We start from the raw sequence: 24935 nt of genomic DNA, 5'->3' as shown, positions 1-24935 counted from the left end.
AACTGCATGGCAGGCAAGGAATGTTACGTCTCGATTATGGGCGAGCGGCGCAGCTTTGCCGACCTGTATTTCGATTTTATTGAACTCGTGCTGCATCGCAGCATCCAATCGGGGCGTAGAGCCTTGATCGAAAAGGGCTTTGCCGCTGCCCCGGGCAGGCGTTAGGATCGCCCCACGACGTCGGCGTCAGACCGATCCCAGGTAGTCAATTCAGGGGTGCAGAGTGCAAAAAGACATGGAGACATTGCACATGAAGTTGAAGTCGATCCTGGTGCTGTGGCCGTCCTTCCTGGTGGCCGGCATCCTCAACAGCCTGTTCTTCACCTTGTTCGATCCGCTCGAACTGACCTTCCAGGGCGAGCCGCTGTTCGAAACTCGCGTCATGGCCTATTCGATCGGTTTCTTCGTCTGCTGGCTGTTCGCCGGCCTGTCGAGCGGGCTGACGCTGTTCTTCGAGCGCGATCGCGAGCAATTGAACCGTTACTGTCCGGTCGATTTCAGCAAGCCGCAGCAAGATCACGATCCAGGCACGCTGGCGCATTGAAGGTGCGGCAGGCGGACAAAAGGCGACCCTCGGGTCGCCTTTTTCGTGGCCGCGCGGAGTTCAGTTGCGGGCGCAGCCCGACAGCAGCTGCTTGAGCGCCGGCAGGTCGCGCAGGGTGATCTGCTTGCCCTGCACGGCGATCAGGCCGTCGGTCTGGAACTTGGAGAAGGTGCGGCTGACGGTTTCGAGCTTCATGCCGAGGAAGCTGCCGATCTCCTCGCGCGTCATGCGCAGGTGGAAGCCGCTGGACGAGAAGCCGCGCGCGCCGAGCCGCTGCGACAGGTTGAGCAGGAAGGCGGCCAGCCGTTCCTCGGCGCGCATATTGCCCAGCAGCAGCATCACGCCCTGGTCGCGCACGATCTCGCGGCTCATCAGCTTGTAGAAATGCCGCGTCAGCGCCGGGATGTCCTTGGACAGCGATTCGAGCTGCTCGAACGGCAGCTCGCACACCTCGCAGTCCTCCAGCGCGATCGCGGTGCAGGCATGGCGCTCGCCGCCGAGCGCGTCGAGCCCGATCAGCTCGCCCGACATGTGGAAGCCGGTGACCTGCTCGCGGCCGTCCTCCGACAGCACCACGGTCTTGAAGAAACCGGTGCGCACCGCGTAGAGCGAGCGGAACGGATCGTCGGTGCGGAACAGCGCCTCGCCGCGCTTGACCGGGATGCGCTGCTTGATGATCTGGTCGAGCTGCGACAGCTCGTCGTGCTCGAGGCCGATCGGCAGGCAGAGCTCGCGCAGGCTGCAGCCGGCGCAGATGTTCTTGAGTTCGTGGGCGGGGAACAGGGTGGTCATATGGCGTTCGGATGGATGGCTTGACCCAGGTCAACGCCGCAAGTTTGACGCCTCCCTAGACTGCGAACAAGCCAAGCCCGAGCCTGACCGATGCAGATCCCGTTCAACGACGACCCCACCGCGCTCGAATTCGACCCGGAACTGGTCCGTCGCCACGATGGGCCGGGACCGCGCTACACCTCGTATCCGACCGCCGACCGCTTCGTCGAGGAATTCGACGAAGCGCGCTACCGCTGTGCGGTCGACGCGCGGCGCATGGCCGGCGCCGGCCGGCCGCTGTCGCTCTACGTCCACCTGCCGTTCTGCGGCACCGCCTGCTATTACTGCGCCTGCAACAAGATCGTCACCGAGGACCGCGGCCAGGCCGACGCCTACCTCGACGCGCTCGAGCAGGAGATCGTCATGCAGGCCAGGCTGTTCGGCCGCGAGGCGCCGGTGACCCAGCTGCACCTCGGCGGCGGTACGCCGACCTTCCTCACCGACGCCCAGCTCGAGCGGCTGATGCGCATGCTGACCGTGGCCTTCTCGATCGCGCCCGATGCCGAGCGCTCGGTCGAGATCGATCCGCGCCAGCTCGGCGAGCACACGCTGGCACTGCTGGCCGGCCACGGTTTCAAGCGCATGAGCATCGGCGTGCAGGATCTCGACCCGGCCGTGCAGGCCGCCATCAACCGGGTGCAGCCGGCCGGCCAGACCGCCGCCGTGCTCGATGCCGGCCGCGCGCTCGGCTACCGCTCGATCAATCTCGACCTGATCTACGGCCTGCCGTTGCAGACGCCGGACAGCCTCGCCGTCACGCTGGAACAAGTAAAAGCCTGGCGGCCGGCACGCATCGCGCTGTACAGCTACGCCCATCTGCCCGAGCGCTTCAAGCCGCAGCGCCGCATCGACGCCACGGCCATGCCCTCGGCCGAGACCAAGCTCGCCATGCTGCGGCTGGCGGTCGAGACGCTGTTGGCGGCCGGCTATCTCTACATCGGCATGGACCATTTCGCGCTGCCCGACGACGAGCTGGCGGTCGCGCTGCGGCAGGGGCGGCTACACCGCAACTTCCAGGGCTATTCGACCCAGGCCGAGTGCGACCTGGTCGGGCTCGGCGTGTCGGCCATCGGCAAGGTCGGCGGCGTCTATGCCCAGAACCATCGCGTGCTGGACGACTACTACGATGCGGTCGGCCAGGGCCGGCTGCCGATCGCGCGCGGGCTGGCGCTCGGCGCCGACGACCTGCTGCGGCGCGCGGTGATCCAGGCGCTGCTGTGCCAGTCCGAGCTGGTGATCGAGCCGTTCGAGACCAGCTGGATGATCGACTTCCGCAGCTACTTCGTCGCCGAGTGGCCGCAGCTCGAAGCGCTGGCGCAGGACGGCCTGGTGGCGCTGGGGCCCGACCGCATCCGCGTGACCGCGCGCGGCCGCCTGCTGGCGCGGGTGGTGGCGATGTGCTTCGACCGCTACCTGCGCGAGACGCGGATGGCGGCGCGCTATTCGCGTGTGATCTGAAGGCATGTGAAACGTGAAAGGCTGTGAAATGTGAAATGTGAAATGTGAAACGTGAACCCCGCTCCTCTGCCGGCAGTGATCTTTCAAGCCTTGTACGAGGACTGCGCCGTGACGAATCGCGGCGATTGCCGCGCTTCCGTATCTTCTTCGCCCACCGGCGGCTCTGGCGGATGAGGAGCGGGGTTCACGTTTCACCTTTCACATTTCACGTTTCACAGCCTTGTTCACGTTTCACATGCCGTTCACGTAAGCTCGCGCGATGTTCGATCCCTTCGATTCTTCCTTCGCGCTCACCCTGCTCGGCTGGTGGCTGGCCGGCTTCCTCGGCGGCCTGCATTGCCTCGGCATGTGCGGCGGGCTGGCCGCCGCGCTGGGGCTCAACGCCGTGGCCGGCCGGCGCGTGGCGCTGCTGCTGGCGGCCAACCTCGGCCGGCTCGCTTCCTATGTGGCGATCGGCACCGTGCTCGGCGGCCTGGCCGGCGCGGTGGCCTGGCTGCCGGCCGCGGCGCGGCTGCAGACGCTGCTGTTCCTGTTGTCGCAGCTGCTGGTCATCCTGCTCGGCCTGTATCTCGCCGGCTGGTCGCCGCTGCTGGCGCGGCTCGAGCGCATCGGCGGCACGCTGTGGCGCCGCCTGCAGCCGCGCTTCGCCGCCTTGCTGCCGCTGCGCAGCCTGCCGGCCGCCTTCGCCGCCGGCGGGCTGTGGGGCTGGCTGCCCTGCGGCCTGGTCTACACCGCCGCGACCGGCGCGCTGGCCGGCGGTTCGGCCGCGCGCGGCGCGCTGGTGATGCTGGCCTTCGGCCTCGGCACGCTGCCGAATCTGCTGGCCATGGGCGCCGCCGCAGGCCAGCTGCGCCGCTTGCGCGACCGCCGCGGCATCCGGCTGGCGGCCGGTGGCCTGCTGGTAGCGCTGGCGCTGGCGGAACTCCTGCGCTGGGCGGCGCACCAAGTCGCGTGACTCCACTTCTTTTCGACACGCTCGAGCAATACCGCGCCCAGGTGCTCGTTGCCCTGGCCGGTGCCGAGCGCACGCTCGACTGGTTCGATCCCGACCTGGCCGGCAGCGGTGCCGAGGCGCCGGCCTGCGCTGAGGCGCTGCATGCGCAATTGGCCGGCAAGCAGCTGCGCCTGCGCCTGCTGCTGCACGACGAGGCCTGGTTCGTGCGCCATTGCCCGCGGCTGGCGGCGCTGATGCAGGTCTATGGTCACCTGTTCGAATTGCGTTTGACCGGCGAGGCCGATCGCGAGGCGGGCGAGCCCTTCCTGCTGACCGAACGGGCGGTGGTGCGCCGTTTCCACGCCGATTCGCCGCGCGGCGAGGCCGCCGGCCCCGGCCGTGCGCATGCGGCGTGCCGTCAGCGTTTCGGCGACCTATGGATGCAGGCGGTGCCGGCGGGAGCCGGGCGCCGACTATTCATCTGAGTCCTTTTCGTTTGACATCGGGTTTGTCGCGGCAATGCGTATCGGCGCGGCCTAGGCCGCCGTCATGTTGCGACGCAATTTGCCCCTAGTTTTTTCTTTGGAAGCTGCTAGAATTTTGCGGTCGGTCGTCATTGATACGTCAAAGGTTTTAAAAGCCCTCGATCAACGGTCGATTGCTTTGTTTTCTCTGTGAACTCACATCTAAAGGTAAATCATGCAAAAGTCCCTGCTCATCGCTGCCCTGCTGGCCCTGGGTCTGGCCGCTTGCGGCAAGAAGGAAGAGCCGGCCGCTGAAGCGCCCGCCGCTGCTCCGGCTGCTGAAGCTCCTGCCGCCGCTCCGGCTGAAGCGCCTGCCGCTGCCCCGGCCGACGCCGCTGCCCCGGCCGCCGCTCCCGCCGACGCCGCTGCCGCTCCGGCTGCTCCGGCCGACGCCGCTGCTGCCCCGGCCGCTCCGGCCGAACAGCCGAAGCAGTAATTCGCTTCGAGCAGTGCGAAAAGCCGACCTCGGGTCGGCTTTTTGTTTTATTCGGACCGCTAATGCGCGTGCGCCGAATAAGCGAAAGGACGCCGTCAGGCGTCCTTTCCCATTGCGATGGCGCAGTGCAATAGCGGCTTATATGCGCTGCAGCGAAATATATATCCGGGCTTATCCGCCGATGCGTCCGGGGATGCGCGGCGTATCGACGCGCACGTCGGCGTTCTGGGCGCGGTGGCGCAGCGCGTGGTCGATCAGCACCAGCGCCAGCATGGCCTCGGCGATCGGCGTGGCGCGGATGCCGACGCAGGGGTCGTGGCGGCCGGTGGTCTGCATCAGGACCGGATTGCCCTGCTTGTCGATCGAGTTGCGCTCTTGCGGAATGCTCGAGGTCGGCTTGATCGCAATGCTCACGCGCAAGTCCTGGCCGGTCGAGATGCCGCCGAGCACGCCGCCTGCGTGGTTGCTGGCGAAGCCTTCGGGCGTGAGTTCGTCGCCGTGCACGCTGCCGCGCTGGGCGACCACGCCGAAGCCGTCGCCGATCTCGACGCCCTTGACCGCGTTGATGCTCATCATCGCGTAGGCGATGTCGGCGTCGAGCCGGTCGTAGACCGGTTCGCCCCAGCCGACCGGCACGTTCTCGGCCACCACCTCGATGCGCGCGCCGATCGAGTCGCGCTCGGCGCGGATCTGGTCCATGTGGGCTTCGAGCTGCGGCACGATCTCGTCGTTCGGGGCGAAGAAGGCGTTCTCGCCGACGTGGCGCCAATCCTTGAACGGGATGGCGATCTCGCCGAGCTGGCTCATGTAGCCGCGGATCTCGATGCCGAACTTCTCGCGCAGCCATTTCTTGGCGATGGCGCCGGCGGCGACGCGGACCGCGGTCTCGCGCGCCGAGCTGCGGCCGCCGCCGCGGTAGTCGCGGATGCCGTACTTGTGCCAGTAGGTGTAGTCGGCGTGGCCCGGGCGGAAGGTCTCGACGATCTTGCCGTAGTCCTGGCTGCGCTGGTCGGTATTGCGGATCAGGAGGGCGATCGGGTGGCCGGTGGTGCGGCCTTCGAACACGCCCGACAGGATCTCGACCGTGTCCGGTTCCTTGCGCTGGGTGACGTGGCGGCTGGTGCCGGGCTTGCGGCGGTCGAGCTCGGCCTGGATGTCGGCCTCGCCGATCGCCAGTCCGGGCGGGCAGCCGTCGACCACGCAGCCGATGGCCGGGCCGTGGCTTTCGCCGAAGGAGGTGACGGTGAACAACAGACCCAGCGTACTGCCCGACATGGTGCGACCTCTCGCCTGGAACACGCCGGCCGCGGGGCCGGACGATCGGATGAAGGTCGACGAGTCTATCACAGCGCGCCGCGGCGCCGGCCCGGCGGGGCAGGGCGCCGCGGCGCGCCGGCGCTGACGTTCGCGTCAATCGGGCGGTGCCGGACGGCCGGCTTTCAGGCTGCCTGTCCGGGCAGGCAACCGAGGCCGGCCAGGGTCGCTTCGACCGCCTGATCGAGCGGCGTGTGCGGTTCCTCGCCCAGCACCGCGGCCAGCTTGCCGCCGTCCATCCGCACCGGCTGGCGCCACAGGTAGCGCATCTCCAGCAGCTCGCGCAGCGTGGCGACGAAGGGCGAGGCGAGCCGGACCATCCACCACGGGAAGGCCGCGAGCCTGGCCCGGCCGCCGCGGCGCTCGACCACCCGGCGGATGGATTCCGCCATCCGCTTGCCGTCTGCATCCCAGTGGCCGGCCATGTGGAAGGCGGCGAACGGCGCGAGCGTGCTGCGGCGGGCCAGCAGCGCGACCATGGTGCGGGCCACGTCGGGCAGGTAGGACCACTGGTGGCCGACGCCGCGGTCGCCGGGCATCCGCACGGTGCGCACCGGCTGGCCCGGCTTGACCAGGCCCTGGGCGAACCAGCTGTTGCCGACCTGCGGGCCGAAGAAGTCGCCGGCCCGCACCACGATCACCCGCGCGCCCTGGCCGGCGGCGGCTTCCAGCCGGCGTTCGAGCTCGACCCGGATCGCGCCCTTGCGCGTGACCGGCCGTTGCGGGTCGTCTTCGCGCAGCAGCGGGAAGGCGTCGGGCCGTAGTTGTAGACCGTGCCCGGCAGCACGATGGTGGCGCGCTCGGCGAGGGCGGCGGCGATGGTGTTGTCGATCATCGGCAGCACCAGCTCGGCCCAGCGGCGGTAGCCGGGCGGGTTGACCGCATGGACGATCACGCTGCAGCCGCGCGCCGCCCGCTGCACGTCGTCGCGCACCATCGCATCGCCGCGCAGCCAGGTGATGCCGTCGCGCTGCATGGCGGGCTCGGCCAGGCCGCGTTGCAGCGCCTGCACCTGCCAGCCGGCATCGCGCAGCTGGCGGGCGACTTCGCCGCCGATGCCGCCGCTGGCGCCGAGGACCAGGGCCTTGCCGATCGGGGTGGTTTGGGTGGTCATGTTCGTGCTCCGTCGTCGGTTGGGATGGAGGCATTCTGACGACGGGCCGGGTGTAAAGAAATTGCCGAGAATGATCGATCAGCTATACATTTTCGTATGGAAAACGAAATCGGCTGGGAGCTCTACCGCACCTTCCTGGCGGTGCTGACCGAGGGGTCGCTGTCCGGCGCCGCGCGTGCGCTCGGCATCACCCAGCCCACGGTGGGGCGCCATGTCGGCGCGCTCGAGGCGGCATTCGGCCAGCCGCTGTTCACCCGCTCGCAGACCGGCCTGCTGCCGACCGAGGCTGCGCTGGCGCTGCGCGGCTACGCCCAGACCATGCACAGCACCGCCGCGGCGCTGGCGCGCGCGGCCGCCAGCCGGGGCCAGGGCGTCAGCGGCGTCGTGCGGATCTCGGCCAGCGAGGTGATCGGCATCGAGGTGCTGCCGCCGATGCTGGCGCAGTTGCGGCAAGCGCATCCGCAGCTGCGGGTCGAGCTGGTGCCGACCAACCGGGTGCAGGACCTGCTGCAGCGCGAGGCCGACATCGCGGTGCGCATGACCGCGCCCAGGCAGGCGCAACTGATCGCCCGCCGGGTCGGCGAAGTGGAGCTGGGCCTGCATGCGCATGCCGACTATCTGCGCCAGTACGGCACGCCGGCCTCGCTGGACGAACTGGCTGGCCATGCGCTGATCGGCTTCGACCAGGAGACGCCTTTCCTGCGCGCTGCCCGCAAGCTGCTGCCGGTCTGGGGCCGCGAATCCTTTGCGTTGCGTTGCGACAGCGACCTGGCCCAGCTGGCGCTGATCCGCGCCGGCTGCGGCATCGGCATCTGCCAGACGGCGCTGGCCGGCCGGCCCGGGGCGCCGCTGGTGCGCGTGCTGGGCGGGCAGTTCGCCCTCCGGCTGGAGACCTGGGTCACCATGCACGAGGACCTGCGCAACAGCCCGCGCTGCAAGGCGGCCTTCGACGCGCTGGTGGAAGGCCTGCAGGCGCATGTCGCGGGCGCGGATTCGCGCTGAAGTCCTGCTAGCGGCGTGTCGCCAGGGCGAGCGTAAACTGGCCGGCCACCGCTTCCATTCCCGCCGTGCCGCATCGGCGGCCCTGTTCGCAATCCCGGCCGCTCAATGGCTTGCCGAGCACGGCGCTGGGGTAGGCGCGGCCGCTGAACCGCAGTTCTTCCTGCAAGGTGAAGCCAAGTCGCCGGTAGTAGTCGAGCAGGTGGCCGGCCGGGGCCGGCGTGTCGAGCGCCAGCTGGTCATAGCCTTGCGCCGCCGCCCAGCCTTCGGCGACGCTCAGCAACGACCGGCCCACGCCGTGGCCCTGCCAGTCGGGACGCACGGCGAACTGGTGAACGCTCGCCGTGCCCGGCCTGCGATAGGTCCGGCACTCGCTGTCGTGCTGCGGTCGATAGACCGTGAGCGAACCGATCAGCTCGCCGTCCAGCGTCGCGGCGAAGCCTTGTCCGCGCCGCAGCCGGGCCGTGGTGGCGGCGACGGTCTGCCGCCCGCTCGCGCAATCCAGGCCCAGGTCCTGCAAAGGGGCGAAGGCGTCGTGCAGCAGCTCGGTCAGCGCCTCCACGGCATCGCCGGGCCGCCATGGGTGCAACAGGAAGATGGGTTTCGCGCTTCGATCGGTTTGCATGGCGGGACTTCAGGGATGCGCGGCCGGTTTTCGCCTGTCCCGCGGCGTGCCGCCTTCCAGCAGGTAGGCGGCGCTGGCGGCCAGCAGTTGGGCGGCGCTGCGACGGCAGAAGACAGCACCGGTGCTTTCCTCGGCCAGGAGTTCGGCGATCAGCGCATCGGGCCTCGCCGCATCGATCAGCAATACCGTCTGCACACCGCGACCCAGCGCGCCGAGCAGCGCCCGGGCCAGGCCTGCCGCCGCGGCGCGGGGATGGTGGGCCAACCAGCGTTCCAGCGCTTCCCGGCCGTCCGCTCCGGTCAGCCTGGCCAGTTCGCTCACTGCGGCTGGATCGCCCATCACGACCATGGCTTCGGCCGGGAGACGCCGCGCCAACTGGCTGCCCAGCTGCAGGGGCGACACCAGCCGGCACTTGCCCGCCGTGTCGGTCGCCAGCGGCATCAGCACGGGCAGCATGCCGCGATCCAGGCATGCGCCGAGCAGGCCGTCCGGTTCTTCGCCGGCAGGCGGCGCGTGCGCGAGCTTGTCCGCCTCCTGCCCGCTCAGGCTCATCGCCCTGGGACCGTAGCGGCCGATCAATTGCACCAGTTCCCGGTTGATCCCGGCCAACATGGCGCGCATGTCGTTCGTGGCGAGGCAGCCGGGCAGGCGGGCGTCGGCGGGGAAGGGCAGCGGGCCGCCATGGACCACCACCGGCCGGGCACCCGCCAGGGCGAGCAGCGCGACGTCCCGGGCGAAGGCCTGCCGGGCGCCGGCTGCCTCGCCCGGCGCCACGGCGTCGACGATCACGATCGCCTTGCGCTGCAGCACCTGCAGGAAAGGCAGCGCGCCCGCCGGCAGGCCGAGGCCGTGCAGTCGTTCCAGGCGGCGGGGGAGGTCGGCCGGCATGCTCGGTCCTTGCAACGGCGCCGGCTTCATGCGGCGCCGCGGCCGGGGCCGTCGAGCAGTAGCAGGCGGATCTCCTCGGCCGTGGCTGCGGCACGCAGAGCGCTGCGGAAGGTACGGTCGCACAGCAGCCGGACGGCATCGGCCAGCAGGCGCAGGTGATCCCGGTGAGCATGCTCGGGAACCAGCAGGATCAGGATTTCTCCGGCCGGCTCGCCGTCGGGGGCATCGAAGGCGATGGGATGGTTGGGGCGGATGAACAGGCCGAGGGGCACCGACAGGCCGGGCAGGCGCGCATGGGGAATCGCGAAGCCTTGTCCCGGGCTGGTGGAGCCGAGCCTTTCCCGCTCGGCCAGCCGCTGCGCGATATGGCCGGCCGAAAGGCCGTAGCGTCGCTGCAGGTGCCGAGCCGCATATTCGAACAGCTGCGGACGATCGCGCAATTCGATTTGTAGAAGAATATCTTCAGCCGGGCAGATTCGGGCCAGCGCATCCATCGTTCAACCCTGTCGATTCGGTATGGGTGCGAGCGTCCTCCCATTTGTCGGGAGGCGACCGGTCGAATGGGACCGGTTTTTCGCCGCGATCGAAGCGTAGGCCGGATGCCGTAAAGATCGCGTAAATAGTGCGGCCCGAAAAATATGGATCGCATAAATTGCAGCGAAGTGATGGATGCCTGCGGGCCAGGCAGGACGGAGGTCGTCAATAATCTATACGCCATTCCTATATGGAACGGCCCGGATTTTATCCCGTGTTTACGACGTGCTTATTATGCTCGCCGGTGCTTTGCGATTCGCGCATTGCGCATTCACCTGGAGATGTTATGTTCGAACTCGGCAAGGATTACACGCGGGAAGATATCCATATTCAATGCGGCGGCAACAAGCAGGCTTTCCTGCCCATGCACAAGGGCAAGGTGGTCGCGGCCTGCCTGCGGCCGGATCTCAATCCGCAGGCGCCGGACGTGGTGCTCTGCAATGGCGGCGGTGCCGCCCGCGCCGCCGGCAGGGTGCTCGCCAAGCAGACCGATCCCATTCCGGTCTTCATCCGCAGGGAAATCGACCGCTGGCGCTACGTCGGCCATTACGCGCCTGCGGACTCGCTGACCGCACCCGCCGACTGCCAGCCCTACGTCAAGGGCAGCGGTTTCACGACGGGCCAGATTTCGCGCGTGATCAAGCTCGTACGCCGTTAGCGGCTAGCCGGAGCCGCCCGCTCCGCGGCCCCGCTGCGGCCGATCCGCATCGGCCAGGTTCCGCAGCGCCGGTGGCCCGGCGCGGAACGGATCAGAAGCGCACCACGCATTTGCGGGTGGCGGTGAAGTCGGGCCGGATCACGCTGTCGCAGTCTTGGAAGTAGCGGCCGCTGTCGGCCAGCACCTGCGGCCCGGTGCGGCGGCACAGCACGGTGCCGTGGCCTTCTTCGGTCAGCAGCTCGGTCAGCAGTTCGCCGGGCTGCATCGCGCCGACCAGATGGACCGCGGCCACGCCGTGGTCGATCGCGCCGAGCGCGGCCCGGACCATGTCGGCCGCCTCGCTCCGTTCATGCATCCGCAACCATTCTTCCAGCGCCGGCCGGCCGGTGATGCCGGCCTCGATCCCTTCCTGCTGCAGGCGGATCCGGTCGTCGCCGATCAGCACCAGCTTGGCTGCGGACAGCCGCTGCGCCAGCAGGCTGCCCAGCTGCTCCGGCGCCAGCGGCTGGTCGTAGCCGTCGGCATCGGGCGCCAGCGGCATCAGCACCGGCACCAGGCCGTTGGCCTGCAATAGGGCGAGTAGGCTCGGGTCCAGGGAGGTGGCCTCGGCCATCCGGCCGATCTGGCGTACGGCGCCGGCCGTCACGGCGTGCGCATCGCGGCCGGAAGTGCCGACCGCCTTGACGCCCTGCTGGTCGAGCAGGCGCACCAGTTCGAAGTTGATTTCGGTCAGGGCGGCGCGGGTGACCTGGCGCAGCGGCTCCTGCCCGTCGCCCGGCCGGCCCGGCTGCATGAGCTTGATGTCGGGCATGCCGCCATGCACCAGCACCGGCCGAGCCCCCAGCAGCGCCAGCATCGCGACGTCCTGCGCCAGCGCCTGCCGCGCCTGCGGGTCGAAACTGCTGCGTCCGCCGCAGACGATCACCACGGTGTGGCCGTGCAGCGAGCGGACGTAAGGAAGGGAGTCGGTCAGCGATTGGGCGCGCTGGGCGGGTTGAGGCATGGACATGGGATTCTCCGGTCGAATGGGGCGGGTAGTTCAGGCGTCCAGCAGGACGCGGCGGATATCCAGCGGCGTGGGGGCCGCCCGCAATTGCTCGCGGCAGCTGCGCTCGCAGAACAGGCGCGCGGCGTCGGCCAGCAGTTGCAGGTGCTCCTGCGTCGCGTGTTCGGGGACCAGAAGAGTGAATAACAGGCCGACGGGCTTGCCGTCGGGGGCGTCGAAGGGGATGGGTTGCGCGGTGCGGATGAAGACTGCGACGGGGTGCTGCAGGTCGGGAATGCGGGCGTGGGGAATGGCGACGCCCTGGCCGAGGGCGGTGGAACCGAGTTTTTCGCGTTCGGTCAGCCGCTCGGCGACGCGGTCGGGGACGTGGCCATCCAGGCCGTGGCGCGCCCTGATGTGCTGCGCCGTCCGGTCGAACAGTTGGGCGCGGTTCTGGATGTCGATGTCGAGCAGGATGTCCTCGGTCGGACACATTCGGCAAGGGTCTGCATGTCTAGGAAGTCCTCGGATGGTTCGCATCGATCGGCACGCCCGTGCCATCGCATGCGGGCCGGGCCGCGGCACCGGATCGGCGGTATCCGCACCGGCCATGGACACAGCGTACGGAACTCGACGTAAAGACCGTGCAAAGAGGCGTCGGCGCCGCGTCAAGAATCCGTCAAGACCGCCGGTGCGCTGGCCGCCATGCGAAACGGCCGGTAGGCCGGCCGTTGCGTCGTCTCGTCGCGCGCCATCCCGTCCCGGCGTTTCGCTCGATACGGCGGGGGGCAGGACCGTGAACCGGTCCTCAGGCCAGGCCGACCAGCCGGTAGCCCACCCCAGCTCGGTCAGCAGGTGCTGCGGCTGGGCCGGGTCGGCTTCGAGCTTCTGGCGCAGATTGCCCATGTAGATGCGCAGGTAGTGGTCGCGGCCGGCGGCGTTCGGCCCCAGACCGCCATCAGCAGCTGGTGGTGGGTCATCACCCGGCCGTGGCCCTTGATCAGTGCGGCCAGCAGGCGGTATTCGATCGGCGTCAGATGGACCGCTTCGACGCCGCGCTTCACCTCGCGGGCGGCGAGATCGACCCAGACCTCGCCGAAGCGGACCTGCGCGCTCGGATCCTGGCCGCCGTTGACGGCGCTGCGCCGCAATTGGGCCCGCACCCGGGCCAGCAGCTCGGGCACGCCGAACGGCTTGACCAGGTAGTCGTCGGCGCCGGCGTCGAGCGCGGCGACCTTGTCTTCCTCGCGGTCGCGCGCCGACAGGATGATCACCGGCGCCGACGACCAGGCGCGCAGCTCGGTCACCAGCTCGCGGCCGTCGCGGTCGGGCAGGCCCAGGTCGACGATGAACAGCTCGGGCTGCCGGCTGCCGGCCTCGATCAGCGCGCGGCCGACGTTGTCGGCTTCGAATACGGTGAAGTCCTCGGCTTCCAGTGCGGTGCGCACGAAGCGACGGATATGGGGATCGTCCTCGACGATCAGGATACGGTTCGGTTTCATGGGGTCGGTTCCGGCTCGGTGGGCTGTTCGGTCTCCGCCAGGGTCGGCGGCGTGCCCATGGGCAGGGTGAAGACGAAGCGGGCGCCGCCGTCGGGGCGGTTCTCGGCATGCAGCTTGCCGCCGTGGGCTTCGACGATGGCGCGGCTGATCGCCAGCCCAAGGCCTACGCCGGGCAGCGCCGATTCGCTGTCGCCGCGCTCGAACTTGCCGAACAGCGCTTCCTCGCGCCCCGGCGGCAAGCCGGGGCCGTCGTCGTCGACGGTGACGCGCATCAGGTTGCCGCGATGCGCGGCGGAGACGACGATCTCGCTGCCCGGCGGGGTGTATTTGGCGGCATTGTCGAGCAGGTTGACCAGCACCCGCTCGATCAGCACGGCGTCGAACTCGCACAGCGGCAGGTCGGCCGGCAGGCGGCTGGTCACCTTGTGCTCGGCCAGCGCGGCATCGAGCTGGCGGCGGGCCGAGCCGAGCACTTCCTCGAGCGACTGCCAGTCGCGCCGCAACTCGACCGCGCCGGATTGCAGGCGGGCCATGTCGAGCAGCTTGCCGACCAGTTCGGCCATGCCCTGCGCCTTGTCGCGGATGGCGGCGACCAGTTCCTGCCGCACTGGTTCGGCCAGCGGGCTGTGCGTCAGCGTATCGGCCAGGCCGACCAGGGCGGTCAGCGGGGTGCGCAGATCGTGCGACACGGCGGCCAGCAGGCCATTGCGCAGCCGCTCGCCCTCCATGCTGACCAGCGCGTCCTGGGCGACCTCGACGAAGTGCACTCGTTCCAGCGCCAGCGCGATCTGGGCCGCGCAGGTCTCCAGCAGGCGCAGGTCCTCGGGCTCGTCGAACAGCCACAAGCCGGTCGGCTGCACCGCCAGCACGCCGCGGGTGCGCATCGGTGCCTTCAGCGGCAGGTAGCGGGCCGGGCTGGACGGCAGGGTGGCGGTGCCGAAACCGGCCGCTTCGGCATGGTCGTAGACCCACTGCGCCACGCTGGTGTCGACCTCGGCTGCGGGCGTCGCGGCGGCGTCGCCGGCATGGGCCTCGCGCATGCGCTCCTGGCTGTCCGGCAGCAGCACCGCGCTGCGTGCCTGGAAATTGCTGCCTACCTGCTCGATGGCGATGGCGACGACCTGCTCGGTGGTCAGCGCCGCCGACAATTCGCGCGCCAGCCGCGACAGCTCGTCGGCACGCCGTTCGCGCCGGCGCGCGATGTCGGCCTCGAAGCGCAGCTTGGCGGTGAGCTGGCCGATGATCAGCGCCACGGTCAGCATCATCGCGAAGGTGAACAGGTATTGCGTGTCGTTGACCGTGAAGGTGAGTCGCGGCGGCACGAAGAAGAAGTCGAAGCTGGCCACCGCGAGGCAGGCGGCCAGCGCGCCCGGCCCGCGGCCGTAGCGGATCGCGACCAGCACCACCGCCAGCAGGAACACCATCACCACGTTGGCCAGGTCGAAGATCGACAGCAGCGCGCCGGCCAGCGCGGTGGTGACGGCCACGATCAGGCAGGACGCGCCCCAGCCGCGCCAGTCGGCCCGGCCCGGCGGCAGCCGGATGCGGCTGGCCGGCGGCGCATCGGAGGTTTCCAGCCCGACCAGGTAGAGATCGAGCGCCGCGGCGCGCTCGGCCAGCCGGTCGGCCAGGCCGGGCAGCAGCTTGCGGCGCCAGCCCGATTTCAGCCGATGGCCGATCACCAGCTTGCTGACGTTGCGGCTCCTGGCGTAGGCCGCCAGCGTGTCGACCGGGTCGGTGCCGGCCAGCGTGGCGGTCTCGGCGCCCAGTTGCTCGGCGGCCTTGAGCGTGGCCAGCACGCGCCGGCGCTGCTCGTCGGGCAGGTGTTGCAGCGCCGGCGTCTCGACGTAGACCGCGATCCAGTCGGCCTGCAGCTTGGCGGCCAGCCGGGCGGCGGCGCGCACCAGCTTGTCGCCGCTGGCGCCGGGGCCGACGCAGACCATCAGCCGTTCCTTGGTCTGCCAGACGTTGGCGATGGCGCGATCGGCGCGGTAGGCGCGCATCTGCACGTCGACCCGGTCGGCGGTGCGCCGCAGCGCCAGTTCGCGCAACGCGATCAGGTTGCCCTTGCGGAAAAAATTCCTGGAAGCCCGTTCGGCCGCGTCGGCCAGGTAGACCTTGCCCTGAGACAGCCGGACCAGCAGCTCGTCGGGCGGCAGGTCGACCAGCACCACCTCGTCGGCCTGCTCGAACACGTGGTCGGGCACCGTTTCGCGCACGCGCACGCCGGTGATCGAGCCGACCACGTCGTTGAGGCTTTCCAGGTGCTGCACGTTGAGCGCGGTGTAGACGTCGATGCCGGCTTCGAGCAGCTCTTCCACGTCGAGCCAGCGCTTCTGGTGGCGGCTGCCCTCGACGTTGCTGTGCGCCAGCTCGTCGACCACGATCAGTTCCGGCCGCTGCGCGAGCGCGGCGTCGAGGTCGAACTCGGCGAGCAGGCGGTCGCGGTACTGGACCTTGCGCGAAGGCAGCAGGACCAGGCCGTCGAGCAGGGCGGCGGTTTCGGCCCGGCCGTGGGTTTCCACCACGCCGACCAGGACCTTGACCCCTTCGGCCTGCTGCCGTCCGGCGGCCTGCAGCATGGCGTAGGTCTTGCCCACGCCGGCGCAGGCGCCGAAGAAGATTTTCAGCTTGCCGCGGCGGGCTGCGGCCTCCTCGGCGTGCAGCGTCTCCAGCAGGCGGTCGGGATCGGGGCGGTCGGTGATCATGGCGGCATCGGATTCGAGTGGGTAGGGTAGGAAGCAGGGCAGGGCCGCCCGGCGCCGAGCGTAGCCATGCCCATCCAGGCGGGCCGGCCGGCGTCGGAACGGCCTCGGCCGCGAACGGTACGCGGGCGACCGTTCGCGGCCGAGGCCGATCTAACCGGCATTGCGCGGCATTATGCGCCGCGGCGGCTCATCGCCAGCTCGTCCAGTGCCAGGTTCAGCTCGAGCACGTTGACCGTGCGGTCGCCGAAGATGCGCCAGCTCGGGTATTCGATATGGCGGTCCACCAGGGTTTTCACCGCCAGCGGCGTCATGCCGCGGGCCTTGGCCACCCGTTCGATCTGGTAGTAGGCGGCGGCCGGCGAGATGTGCGGGTCCAGGCCCGAGGCCGACGCCGTCGCCAGGTCGGCCGGCACCGGTCCGTGCTGGTCGGGATGCGCGGCGCGCAACTGCTCGACGCGGCCCTTGACGGCCTCGGCCAGCGCCGGGTGCAGCGGGCCGTAGTTGGAGCCGCTGGAGGCGGCCGCGTTGTCCGGTATCGGCCCGGTGGCCGACGGCCGGCTCCAGAAGTAGGTCGGGCCGCTGAACGATTGGCCGATCAGCGAGCTGCCGACCACCGTGCCGTTGCGTTCGACCAGGCTGCCGGCCGCCTCGGCGGGGAACAGCAGGCGAGCCGCGCCGGTCACGGCGGCGGGGTAGGCGAGGCCGGTCACGACGCTGAGCAGCAGGAACAGCGACAGGGCGGGGCGGATCAGGGATTTCATGGTGGTGCTCCTTGCAGGCGGCGCCTCGGCAGCCTGCACATCGGGATGGAGGGGATCGGGCCGCGCGGACGGCCTGCCTGCAGCAGGCCGTCCCAGCGCTCATGCGGCCCCGAGCAGGCCCAGTACCACATCGATCAGCTTGATGCCGACGAAGGGGACGATCAGCCCGCCCAGTCCGTAGACCAGCAGGTTGCGCCGCAGCAGCAGGCCGGCGCCGAGCGCGCGGTACTTGACGCCCTTCAGGGCCAGCGGGATCAGCGCGACGATGACCAGCGCGTTGAAGATCACCGCCGACAGGATGGCCGAGGCCGGGCTGTTCAGCGCCATCACGTCGAGCACCTTGAGCTGCGGATAGGTGGTGGCGAAGGCGGCCGGGATGATGGCGAAGTACTTGGCCACGTCGTTGGCCACCGAGAAGGTGGTCAGCGCGCCGCGCGTCATCAGCATCTGCTTGCCGGTCTCGACGATCTCGATCAGCTTGGTCGGATTGCTGTCGAGGTCGACCATGTTGCCGGCTTCCTTGGCGGCCTGGGTGCCGCTGTTCATCGCCACCGCCACGTCGGCCTGGGCCAGCGCCGGCGCGTCGTTGGTGCCGTCGCCGGTCATCGCCACCAGCTTGCCCTCGGCCTGGGTGTCGCGGATCAGCTTGAGCTTGTCCTCGGGCCGGGCCTCGGCCAGGAAGTCGTCGACGCCGGCCTCGGCGGCGATGGCGGCGGCGGTCAGCCGGTTGTCGCCGGTGATCATGACGGTCTTGATGCCCATCCGGCGCAGTTCGGCGAAACGTTCCTTGATGCCGCCCTTGACGATGTCCTTGAGCTCGATCACGCCGAGCACTTGGTTGCCGTCGGCCACCACCAGCGGCGTGCCGCCGCGGCGCGCCACCTGGTCGACCAGCTCGCGCACGGCCGGCGGGAAGTGGCCGCCCTGGGCCTCGACATGGTCGCGCACCGCATCGCTCGCACCCTTGCGGATGGACCGCATCGTACCGGCCGAGTCGCGGATGTCGACGCCGGACATGCGGGTCTGGGCGCTGAAGGCAGGAAATGCGCATCGTGCAGCTCGCGGCCGCGCAGGCCGAACTTCTCCTTGGCCAGCACCACGATGGAGCGGCCTTCCGGCGTCTCGTCGGCCAGCGAGGCGAGCTGGGCCGCGTCGGCCAGTTCGCGGTCCGACAGGTTGGGCGCCGGCAGGAAGGCGCTGGCCTGGCGGTTGCCGAGCGTGATGGTGCCGGTCTTGTCCAGCAGCAGCACGTCGACGTCGCCGGCCGCCTCGACCGCGCGGCCGCTGGTGGCGATCACGTTGGCCTGCATCATCCGGCTCATGCCGGCCACGCCGATGGCGCTCAACAGGCCGCCGATGGTGGTCGGGATCAGGCAGACCAGCAGCGCCACCAGCACGGTGATGCTCACCGGGCTGCCGGCGCCGGCCGCCTGCACGCTGTAGAACGAGAACGGCAGCAGGGTGACGGTAGCCAGCAGGAACACCAGCGTCAGCGCCACCAGGAGGATGGTCAGCGCGATCTCGTTCGGCGTCTTCTTGCGCTTGGCGCCTTCCACCATGGCGATCATGCGGTCGAGGAAGGCCTCGCCGGGGTTGGCGCTGACGCGTGCCACCAGCCAGTCGCTGAGCACCCGGGTGCCGCCGGTGATGGCCGAGAAGTCGCCGCCCGATTCGCGGATCACCGGGGCCGATTCGCCGGTGATGGCCGATTCGTCGACCGAGGCCACGCCTTCGAGCACCTCGGCGTCGGCCGGCACGGTATCGCCGGCCTCGACCAGCACCAGATCGCCGCGGCGCAGGCTGGCGGAATCGAGCACGGTGACCTTGGCATCGCGGCGCGGTTCGGCCAGCTTCTTGGCCACCACGTTCTTGCGGCTGCCGCGCAGCGCGGCGGCCTGGGCCTTGCCGCGGCCCTCGGCCAGCGCCTCGGCGAAGTTGGCGAACAGCACGGTGAACCACAGCCAGGCGGCGACCGCGAAGATGAAGCCGGCCGGCGCCTCGCCGTGGCCGCCCAGGGCATGGATGCCCAGTACGGTGGTGAGCGCGCTGCCGATCCAGACCACGAACATCACCGGGTTGCGGAACTGGGCGCGCGGCGACAGCTTGCGGAACGATTCGGCGATGGCCGGACGGACCAGCGCGGGGTCGAACAGCGGCAAGGTCCGTGCAGCGGTGTGCGCGGCGTGCGTCTCGGCTTGGGAATGCAGTTGTTTGTTCATATCGTTCATGGCCCTCTCCTCAGCGACCGAACAGTTGCAGGTGTTCGACGACCGGACCCAGGGCCAGGGCCGGAATGTAGGTCAGCGCACCGACGATCATCACCGAGCCGATCAGCAGGACCACGAACAGCGGGCCGTGCGTCGGCATGGTGCCGGCCGATACCGCCAGCCGGGGCTTGCGCGCCAGGCTGCCGGCGATGGCGAGCACCGCGACGATGGGAACGAAGCGGCCGAACCAGACGGCGATGCCGAGCGCGATGTTGTAGAACGGCGTGTTGGCCGACAGCCCGGCGAAGGCCGAACCGTTGTTGTTGGCGGCCGAGCTGAAGGCGTACAGCGTCTCGCTGAAGCCGTGCGCGCCGGGGTTCCACAGGCTGGACAGCGCGGCCGGCGTCAGCACCGCGACCGCCGTGCCGCCGAGCACCAGCAGCGGGGTGATCAGGATGGCCAGCGACACCATCTTCATCTCGAAGCTCTCGATCTTCTTGCCCAGGTACTCGGCGTGCGGCCGATCATCAGGCCGGCCAGGAACACCGCCAGGATGGCGAACACCAGCATGCCGTAGAGACCGGAGCCGACTCCGCCGAACACCACTTCGCCGAGCTGCATCAGCCACATCACGGCGCCGCCGCCCAGCGGCATCAGGCTGTCGTGCATGGTGTTGACCGCACCGCAGCTGGCTGCCGTCGTGATGGTGGCGAACAGGCTGGACGCCACCACGCCGAAGCGCGTTTCCTTGCCCTCGAGATTGCCGGCCGGGCTGTCGCCGGCCCGCGCATCCATGCCCAGCGAAGTCAGCACCGGGTTGGCGTGCGATTCGGACCAGACCACCACGCCGTACAGCGCGGCGAAGATCGTCGTCATCGCCGCCAGCACTGCCAGGCCCTGGCGCAGGTCGCCGACCTGGGCGCCGAACACGAAGCACAGCGCGGCCGGAATCAGGAAGATGGCCAGCATCTGGGCGAAGTTGCTGGCGCCGGTCGGGTTCTCGTAGGGGTGAGCCGAGTTGGCGTTGAAGAAGCCGCCGCCGTTGGTGCCCAGCATCTTGATGGCTTCCTGCGAGGCGACCGGGCCCATGGCCAGGGTTTGGGTTTCGCTCTTCACGTCTTCCATCACCGGCTTGCCCGCGGCGTCCAGCACCGGCTGGCCGTCGGCGCCGGTCTTGGCCACCTGGTAGGCGACCGGCTCGATCAGCTTCACTTCCTTGTAAGCGTCGAAGTTCTGGATCACGCCTTGACCGACCAGGAACAGCGCGAGCAGGAAGGACAGGGGCAGCAGCACATAGGCGGTGATGCGGCCCAGGTCGAGCCAGGCATTGCCGATGCCGGCGGCGGAGCGGCGCGCGAAGCTGCGGATCAGGGCTGCGGCGACGGCCACGCCGGTGGCTGCGGACAGGAAGTTCTGCACCGCCAGCGCCGCCATCTGGGTGAGGTAGCTCATGGTCGCCTCGCCCCGTAGCCCTGCCAGTTGGTGTTGGTGACGAAAGAGACCGCGGTGTTGAAGGCCGAGCCGGCCTCGACGTTGGCCATGCCGGCCGGATTGAGCGGCAGGCCGGCCTGCAGGCGCTGCAGCGCATAGACGGCGAGCACGCCGCACAGGTTGAACAGCACGATGGCGATCGCGTAGCGCCACCACGGCATGTCTTCGGCCGGGTCGGCGCCGATCAGGCGGCAGACGCCGCGCTCGATCGCGCCGAGCCAGGCGAAGCGGGTCGACAGCCGGCCGTCGAGCACGGCCGTCAGGTAGCGCCCCAGCGGCCATGCCAGCGCGAACAGCACGACCAGGAACAGGCCGAGCTGGAGGATGGGCGAAGCGTTCATGCGACCTCCTCGGCGTTGAACAGCGCATAGCACAAGTAGACGAACAGCCCGGTGGCGAGGCCACCGGACAGCCAGTAGATCCATTCGAGGTCGAGGTTCACTTGGTCGACCCCTCGAGGCGGCGGCAACCGGTGATCAGCGCGAGCAGCGCCGCACCGAATACCGGGATCAACAGCAGGATGAGCATTTCCATGACGGCACTCCGATTTGAGCGAGGAATGAGAACAAGCCGGATGCTAGGGAAGGGGCGTAAAGACGGTGTCCAGATAGCGGGAGGGGGTGTAAAGAATGCGTAAAGACGACCTGTCAGCGCTGCCAGACGACAAAAAGCCCCGCTTATCGCGGGGCTCTGGGGACTAGCGCCTGACCTCCGGTTGCCGCTCCACTTCTCTCGTTTGCGGAGCGCAGGGGCTGGACGATGGACTGTACTTCGTAGAACCCGCCCTCATCCTGACCCCTCTCCTGTCATGGAGAGGGGCTTGCCAGCGTCAGCGCCGTCTGGTCCAGGGAGGCGGAAGAGCGGGCCCGCCGATCAGGCCGCCGCGGTATCGAACGCATCGGCGATCTGCCCGCGCGCGGCGGCGAAGGCGGCTTCGCGCGCTTCCGGGCCCATCGCCAGGCCTTCGGCGCGGATCACTTTGATGTCGGTGATGCCGAGGAAGCCGAGCACGAACTTCAGGTAGTCCTCGTGCGCCTGGCCCGAGGGTTGGCCGGCGTGCTTGCCGCCGGCGGTCGACACGATCACCACCTGCTTGCCGCCGACCAGGCCCTCGGGACCGTTGGCGCCGTAGCGGAAGGTCTTGCCGGCCACCGCGATGCGGTCGATCCAGGCCTTGAGCTGGCTCGGCACCGAGAAGTTGTACATCGGCGCGCCGATCACGACGGCGTCGGCGGCCAGGAATTCGCCCATGATCGCGTCCGACAGGCCGGCCTCGTGGCGTTGCGCGGCGTCGCGCAGCTCGGCCGGGGTGCCGTTGGCGGCCAGGCTGCCACCCGACAGCGGCGGCAGCGAATCGGCGGCCAGGTCGCGGTAGCTCACCTGCACGGCCGGGTCGGCGGCGCGCCAGGCGTTCACCACGTCGCGGGTCAGTTGGCGCGAGGCCGAGGCGTCGCCGAGGATGCTGGAATCGAGGTGCAGCAGCTTCATGATCGTTCTCCTGTGCGGGGCCGCCACGGTGGCGGTCGTCTTGAACGTCATCCTATTGATCCGCCCAATGGCGAACTAGACGGCAAAAATGCGATAGTTCGTTCCATTGATGGGACGATGAGGTGGTCATGCAGGATCTGAACGAGCTGATGTATTTCGCCCGGGTGGTCGAATCCGGCGGCTTCGCCGCGGCCGGGCGGCTGCTGGGCATCCCCAAGTCGCGGCTGTCGCGCCGGGTGGCCGTGCTGGAAGCGCGGCTCGGCGCGCGGCTATTGCAGCGCACCACCCGCAAGCTGGTGCTGACCGAGGTCGGCGAGCGCTACTACCGCCATTGCCAGGCCATGCTGCTCGAGGCCGACGCGGCCGAGGAGACGGTGGCGCAGATGAGCGCCGCGCCGCGCGGCCGGGTGCGGGTGTCCTGCCCGGTGGCGCTGGTGGAGAGCGAGCTGACCCAGATGCTGCCGGGCTTCCTGGCGGCCTATCCGCAGGTGCGGCTCGAGCTGGTGATGACCAACCGGCGGGTCGACCTCTTGGAGGAGGGCATCGACGTCGCGCTGCGGGTGCGGATTCCCGGCGACGAGGATCCGTCGCTGGTCACCCGCCGGCTGCGGCCGGCGCGCGCGGCGCTGGTGATGGCGCCGAGCCTGCTGGCCGGCGTGCGCATCCGCCAGCCGGCCGACCTGGCGCAGTTGCCGGCGCTCGGCGCGATCGAGGCCGACCGCCGCGTGCACTGGCGCTTCACCGCGGCGGACGGCCAGGTCGAGGAGATCGCGCTGGAGCCGCGGCTGGCGGTCGAGGATTTCGGCCTGCGCAAGGCCGCGGCGCTGCATGGCCTCGGCGTCACCATGTTGCCCGAGCCCTACTGCAGCGAGGAACTGGCGGCCGGCACGCTGGTGCGGCTGCTGCCCGACTGGCAGTTGCCGGGCGGCTTCATGCAGCTGGTCTACCCGCACCGGCGCGGGCTGATGCCGGCGGTGCGGGTGCTGGTCGACTACCTGGCCGAAGCGTTCGGCCGCGATCCGGGCCGTTACGTCTAGCCGGCCTCAGGTCGCCGCCGCGTAGGCGCCGCAGCCGATCAGCGACAGCCCCGAGATGCGCTGCAGCCCGGCCTGGCCGCGCGGCGTCGCCAGCAGGCCGGCGATGCCGCGGGCGGCCAGCGCGCACAGCAGGAACACCAGGAAGACCACCAGCAGGAACAGCGGCCCCAGCAGCAGCAACTGGTCGAAGGCGCTGCGCTGCGGATCGAGGAACTGCGGGAAGTAGACGATCAGGAAGCCGATGATCTTCGGATTGAGCAGGGTGGTGCCGAGCCCCTGCAGGAAGGCGCTGCCCTCCTGCCGGGCCGGCGCCGCCGCCGTGGCGGCCGGCCGGCTGCGCAGCTGCTGGATGCCCAGGTAGAGCAGGTAGGCCACGCCCAGCCACTTGAGCACGGCGAAGGCCCGGGCCGAGGCATGGAGCAGGGCGCCGACGCCCGACAGTGCGACCAGCAGCAGCACGGCGTCGGCCAGCACGGCGCCGGCGATGGTCCGGATGCCCTGCGGCAGGCCGCGCCGGGCGGTGTTCATGACGATGATGGCCATCGAGGGGCCGGGGACCAGGCTGATGACGGTGGTGGCGACGATGAAGGCGAGCAGCATGGCGGGCTCCCGGTTTCAGCGCAGCAGGCCGAGGCTGCCGGTATAGCGGTTCACCAGCTTGCTGCTGCCGTGCACGGCGATGCCCTGGTAGACCAGTTCGGCCACCGGCGTGCCGGCCAGCCGGTCGGCGTATTCGCCGTAGCTGCGGGTGGTGCGCGTCGCCTCGATCAGGTCGACCACGGTCAGCGCGTCCTCGTGCGGCTTCAGCGCCTCGCGCAGCGCCTGCAGCGCCGCCCGGTCGCTCTTCAGGATCGGGATCGGCGCGGTGGTGATGCCGCGGTGGCGGTGGCCGCCCTGGTCGGCCAGGTCGTGGCCGACCAGGTCCGGCAACGCCTTGCCCAGCGAGAGCGACAGCACCGCCGCGGTATTGGCGATCACGCCGAGCGGCAGATCCTGGTCGATCACGATCACGCACTTGTCGGTGCCGGCCGGCGCGGCGGGCGCTGCGGCAGTCGGGTTCGCTGCGGTTTGCATGGCGGGTTCTCCTCGGTTGGATGGCCGCGGCGGGCGGCCGGTGGCGGGCATTCGGTTCGATGTGACTGTGTAGTAACTTCGCTGCGGATGCTATGTTACTGCTGAGTAACGTGTCAAACGCCGCGAGAAAGGGCGAACCGATGGAAGACGACGCGCAGCCGGTGGCCAAGGCGCCGCGCAAGGTGACGGAAGGGCCGCAGGCGCAGGCGCAGATCCTGGCGGCAGTGGACGAGCTGTTCTATCGCGACGGCGTGCGGGCGGTCAGCGTCGACGCGGTGGTCAAGCGCGCCGGCCTCAACAAGATGGCGGTCTACCGCCAGTTCAAGTCCAAGGAGGCGCTGCTGCTGCATTACCTGGAGCGCAGCGACGACACCTTCTGGGCCTATTTCGACGCTGCGGTGGCCCGCCATCCTGGCGCGCCGCGCGAGCAGCTGGTGCAGTTCTTCGCCGACCTGGCCGGGCGGGCGGTGCGGCCGGGCTTTCGCGGCTGCCCCTTCGTCAACGTCGCGGCCGAGATCCCCGATCCGGCCCACCCGGCGCGGCAGCGGGTGGCGCAGGCCAAGGCGGACCTGATGGCGCGGCTGGAGGCGATCGCGGCCGAGGCCGGCGCGGCCGACCCGCAGGCGCTGGCCGACGGCCTGGCGCTGCTGATCGAGGGGCCTACGCCGCCAGCCAGACCTATGCGCCGGGCCACCGGCTGATGCCGGCGATGCCGGCGGTCGCGCGCGCCATGATCGAGGCTGCCTGCCGCCCCCTGCCGTCGGCCTGAGCGCGCGGCTCGGCGCTGCGCGGACGGTGTTGCCCGGCCGTTCGCACCTTTTCC

The 24935-nt window shown here is 69.7% G+C and carries 26 protein-coding genes and 2 pseudogenes; 10 read left to right on the top strand and 18 right to left on the bottom strand.

Annotated elements, in window-relative coordinates; genetic code table 11:
- The first annotated feature begins 6 nt into the window (after positions 1 to 6).
- A complete protein-coding gene (locus H9L41_RS12350) occupies positions 7 to 165 on the top strand; it encodes a hypothetical protein (RefSeq protein ID WP_157462044.1) in 159 nt (52 codons plus the stop codon).
- An 85-nt stretch (positions 166 to 250) separates the two neighbouring features.
- On the top strand, positions 251 to 544 hold the full coding sequence (locus H9L41_RS12345; protein WP_028447031.1) for a hypothetical protein: 294 nt from the start codon (positions 251 to 253) through the stop codon (positions 542 to 544).
- A 60-nt stretch (positions 545 to 604) separates the two neighbouring features.
- On the opposite strand, the gene fnr is transcribed toward H9L41_RS12345, so the two are convergent.
- On the bottom strand, positions 605 to 1336 hold the full coding sequence (gene fnr / locus H9L41_RS12340; protein ID WP_028447032.1) for a fumarate/nitrate reduction transcriptional regulator Fnr: 732 nt from the start codon (positions 1334 to 1336) through the stop codon (positions 605 to 607).
- Positions 1337 to 1426: 90 nt separating this feature from the next.
- Between fnr and hemN the strand changes: the two genes are divergently transcribed.
- From hemN to H9L41_RS12320, 4 genes are all read left to right on the top strand, one after another.
- On the top strand, positions 1427 to 2833 hold the full coding sequence (gene hemN / locus H9L41_RS12335) for an oxygen-independent coproporphyrinogen III oxidase (RefSeq protein ID WP_051319201.1): 1407 nt from the start codon (positions 1427 to 1429) through the stop codon (positions 2831 to 2833).
- A gap of 259 nt (positions 2834 to 3092) precedes the next feature.
- A complete protein-coding gene (locus H9L41_RS12330) occupies positions 3093 to 3788 on the top strand; it encodes a sulfite exporter TauE/SafE family protein (protein WP_028447034.1) in 696 nt (231 codons plus the stop codon).
- Positions 3785 to 4252 carry a DUF7931 domain-containing protein gene (locus H9L41_RS12325; protein ID WP_157462045.1) on the top strand — a complete coding sequence of 156 codons (468 nt, stop codon included), beginning with the start codon at positions 3785 to 3787 and terminating at the stop codon, positions 4250 to 4252. The genes H9L41_RS12330 and H9L41_RS12325 overlap by 4 nt, the downstream gene beginning before the upstream one ends.
- A gap of 214 nt (positions 4253 to 4466) precedes the next feature.
- A complete protein-coding gene (locus tag H9L41_RS12320) occupies positions 4467 to 4727 on the top strand; it encodes a hypothetical protein (RefSeq protein WP_034607434.1) in 261 nt (86 codons plus the stop codon).
- Positions 4728 to 4898: 171 nt separating this feature from the next.
- Here the strand turns inward: H9L41_RS12320 and aroC are convergent, their stop codons facing one another.
- From aroC to H9L41_RS25740, 3 genes are all read right to left on the bottom strand, one after another.
- Positions 4899 to 6002 (bottom strand): chorismate synthase, encoded by a 1104-nt coding sequence (aroC, locus tag H9L41_RS12315; protein ID WP_028447035.1) that lies wholly within the window; start codon positions 6000 to 6002, stop codon positions 4899 to 4901.
- Between the two features lie 164 nt (positions 6003 to 6166).
- Positions 6167 to 6673 carry a Rossmann-fold NAD(P)-binding domain-containing protein gene (locus H9L41_RS25745; RefSeq protein WP_308419503.1) on the bottom strand — a complete coding sequence of 169 codons (507 nt, stop codon included), beginning with the start codon at positions 6671 to 6673 and terminating at the stop codon, positions 6167 to 6169.
- Positions 6674 to 6678: 5 nt separating this feature from the next.
- The gene (locus H9L41_RS25740) at positions 6679 to 7155 is read right to left on the bottom strand and encodes an NAD(P)H-binding protein (protein WP_308419502.1); all 477 of its coding nucleotides are present in this window, start codon (positions 7153 to 7155) and stop codon (positions 6679 to 6681) included.
- A 96-nt stretch (positions 7156 to 7251) separates the two neighbouring features.
- Here H9L41_RS25740 and H9L41_RS12305 point away from each other — a divergent pair, with 96 nt between their 5' ends.
- Positions 7252 to 8157 carry a LysR family transcriptional regulator gene (locus H9L41_RS12305; RefSeq protein WP_028447037.1) on the top strand — a complete coding sequence of 302 codons (906 nt, stop codon included), beginning with the start codon at positions 7252 to 7254 and terminating at the stop codon, positions 8155 to 8157.
- 7 nt (positions 8158 to 8164) lie between these two features.
- Here H9L41_RS12305 and H9L41_RS12300 read toward each other — a convergent pair whose 3' ends face one another.
- From H9L41_RS12300 to H9L41_RS12290, 3 genes are read right to left on the bottom strand one after another with little or no spacing between them, the layout of a single operon-like run.
- A complete protein-coding gene (locus tag H9L41_RS12300; protein WP_051319203.1) occupies positions 8165 to 8779 on the bottom strand; it encodes a GNAT family N-acetyltransferase in 615 nt (204 codons plus the stop codon).
- Positions 8780 to 8788: 9 nt separating this feature from the next.
- Complete coding sequence (locus H9L41_RS12295) at positions 8789 to 9667, bottom strand: amino acid kinase family protein (RefSeq protein WP_034607436.1); 879 nt, start codon at positions 9665 to 9667, stop codon at positions 8789 to 8791.
- Positions 9668 to 9693: 26 nt separating this feature from the next.
- The gene (locus H9L41_RS12290) at positions 9694 to 10161 is read right to left on the bottom strand and encodes a PTS sugar transporter subunit IIA (protein ID WP_034607437.1); all 468 of its coding nucleotides are present in this window, start codon (positions 10159 to 10161) and stop codon (positions 9694 to 9696) included.
- A 326-nt stretch (positions 10162 to 10487) separates the two neighbouring features.
- Here H9L41_RS12290 and H9L41_RS12285 point away from each other — a divergent pair, with 326 nt between their 5' ends.
- Complete coding sequence (locus tag H9L41_RS12285; protein ID WP_028447039.1) at positions 10488 to 10859, top strand: DUF6697 family protein; 372 nt, start codon at positions 10488 to 10490, stop codon at positions 10857 to 10859.
- Between the two features lie 91 nt (positions 10860 to 10950).
- Here H9L41_RS12285 and H9L41_RS12280 read toward each other — a convergent pair whose 3' ends face one another.
- The 9 genes and pseudogenes from H9L41_RS12280 to H9L41_RS12240 all read right to left on the bottom strand — a co-directional run bounded on the left by H9L41_RS12280 (position 10951) and on the right by H9L41_RS12240 (position 22001).
- Complete coding sequence (locus H9L41_RS12280; RefSeq protein ID WP_034607440.1) at positions 10951 to 11868, bottom strand: acetylglutamate kinase; 918 nt, start codon at positions 11866 to 11868, stop codon at positions 10951 to 10953.
- Between the two features lie 30 nt (positions 11869 to 11898).
- Positions 11899 to 12339: a PTS sugar transporter subunit IIA gene (locus H9L41_RS12275; protein WP_187523375.1), complete on the bottom strand. Its 441-nt coding sequence runs from the start codon at positions 12337 to 12339 to the stop codon at positions 11899 to 11901.
- A gap of 353 nt (positions 12340 to 12692) precedes the next feature.
- Positions 12693 to 13346, bottom strand: a complete 654-nt coding sequence (locus H9L41_RS12270; RefSeq protein ID WP_308419501.1) for a response regulator — start codon at positions 13344 to 13346, stop codon at positions 12693 to 12695.
- Entirely contained in the window at positions 13343 to 16054 is a 2712-nt protein-coding gene (locus H9L41_RS12265) for a DUF4118 domain-containing protein (protein ID WP_028447043.1), read from the bottom strand. Before H9L41_RS12265 ends, H9L41_RS12270 begins: the two co-directional genes overlap by 4 nt.
- Positions 16055 to 16224: 170 nt before the next feature.
- A complete protein-coding gene (gene kdpC, locus H9L41_RS12260; protein ID WP_028447044.1) occupies positions 16225 to 16815 on the bottom strand; it encodes a potassium-transporting ATPase subunit KdpC in 591 nt (196 codons plus the stop codon).
- A gap of 99 nt (positions 16816 to 16914) precedes the next feature.
- A pseudogene (gene kdpB / locus H9L41_RS12255) lies at positions 16915 to 19034 on the bottom strand (potassium-transporting ATPase subunit KdpB).
- 19 nt (positions 19035 to 19053) lie between these two features.
- A pseudogene (kdpA, locus tag H9L41_RS12250) lies at positions 19054 to 20854 on the bottom strand (potassium-transporting ATPase subunit KdpA).
- A complete protein-coding gene (gene kdpF, locus H9L41_RS12245) occupies positions 20851 to 20955 on the bottom strand; it encodes a K(+)-transporting ATPase subunit F (protein WP_084300466.1) in 105 nt (34 codons plus the stop codon). The pseudogene kdpA and the gene kdpF overlap by 4 nt, the downstream one beginning before the upstream one ends.
- A gap of 431 nt (positions 20956 to 21386) precedes the next feature.
- Positions 21387 to 22001: an FMN-dependent NADH-azoreductase gene (locus H9L41_RS12240; protein WP_028447047.1), complete on the bottom strand. Its 615-nt coding sequence runs from the start codon at positions 21999 to 22001 to the stop codon at positions 21387 to 21389.
- A gap of 128 nt (positions 22002 to 22129) precedes the next feature.
- On the opposite strand from H9L41_RS12240, the gene H9L41_RS12235 reads away from it, so the two are divergent.
- Positions 22130 to 23038 carry a LysR substrate-binding domain-containing protein gene (locus tag H9L41_RS12235; RefSeq protein ID WP_028447048.1) on the top strand — a complete coding sequence of 303 codons (909 nt, stop codon included), beginning with the start codon at positions 22130 to 22132 and terminating at the stop codon, positions 23036 to 23038.
- Between the two features lie 6 nt (positions 23039 to 23044).
- Here H9L41_RS12235 and H9L41_RS12230 read toward each other — a convergent pair whose 3' ends face one another.
- Both H9L41_RS12230 and H9L41_RS12225 read right to left on the bottom strand, forming a co-directional pair.
- A complete protein-coding gene (locus H9L41_RS12230) occupies positions 23045 to 23638 on the bottom strand; it encodes a LysE family translocator (protein ID WP_028447049.1) in 594 nt (197 codons plus the stop codon).
- 15 nt (positions 23639 to 23653) lie between these two features.
- On the bottom strand, positions 23654 to 24112 hold the full coding sequence (locus H9L41_RS12225) for a DUF2000 domain-containing protein (RefSeq protein ID WP_051319205.1): 459 nt from the start codon (positions 24110 to 24112) through the stop codon (positions 23654 to 23656).
- A 140-nt stretch (positions 24113 to 24252) separates the two neighbouring features.
- Here H9L41_RS12225 and H9L41_RS12220 point away from each other — a divergent pair, with 140 nt between their 5' ends.
- Positions 24253 to 24813, top strand: a complete 561-nt coding sequence (locus H9L41_RS12220; RefSeq protein WP_308419500.1) for a TetR/AcrR family transcriptional regulator — start codon at positions 24253 to 24255, stop codon at positions 24811 to 24813.
- Positions 24814 to 24935 lie beyond the last annotated feature (122 nt).

This window comes from Chitinimonas koreensis, from assembly GCF_014353015.1.
Lineage (GTDB): Bacteria > Pseudomonadota > Gammaproteobacteria > Burkholderiales > Chitinimonadaceae > Chitinimonas > Chitinimonas koreensis.
This window is presented reverse-complemented; position numbering and strand designations above follow the sequence as displayed.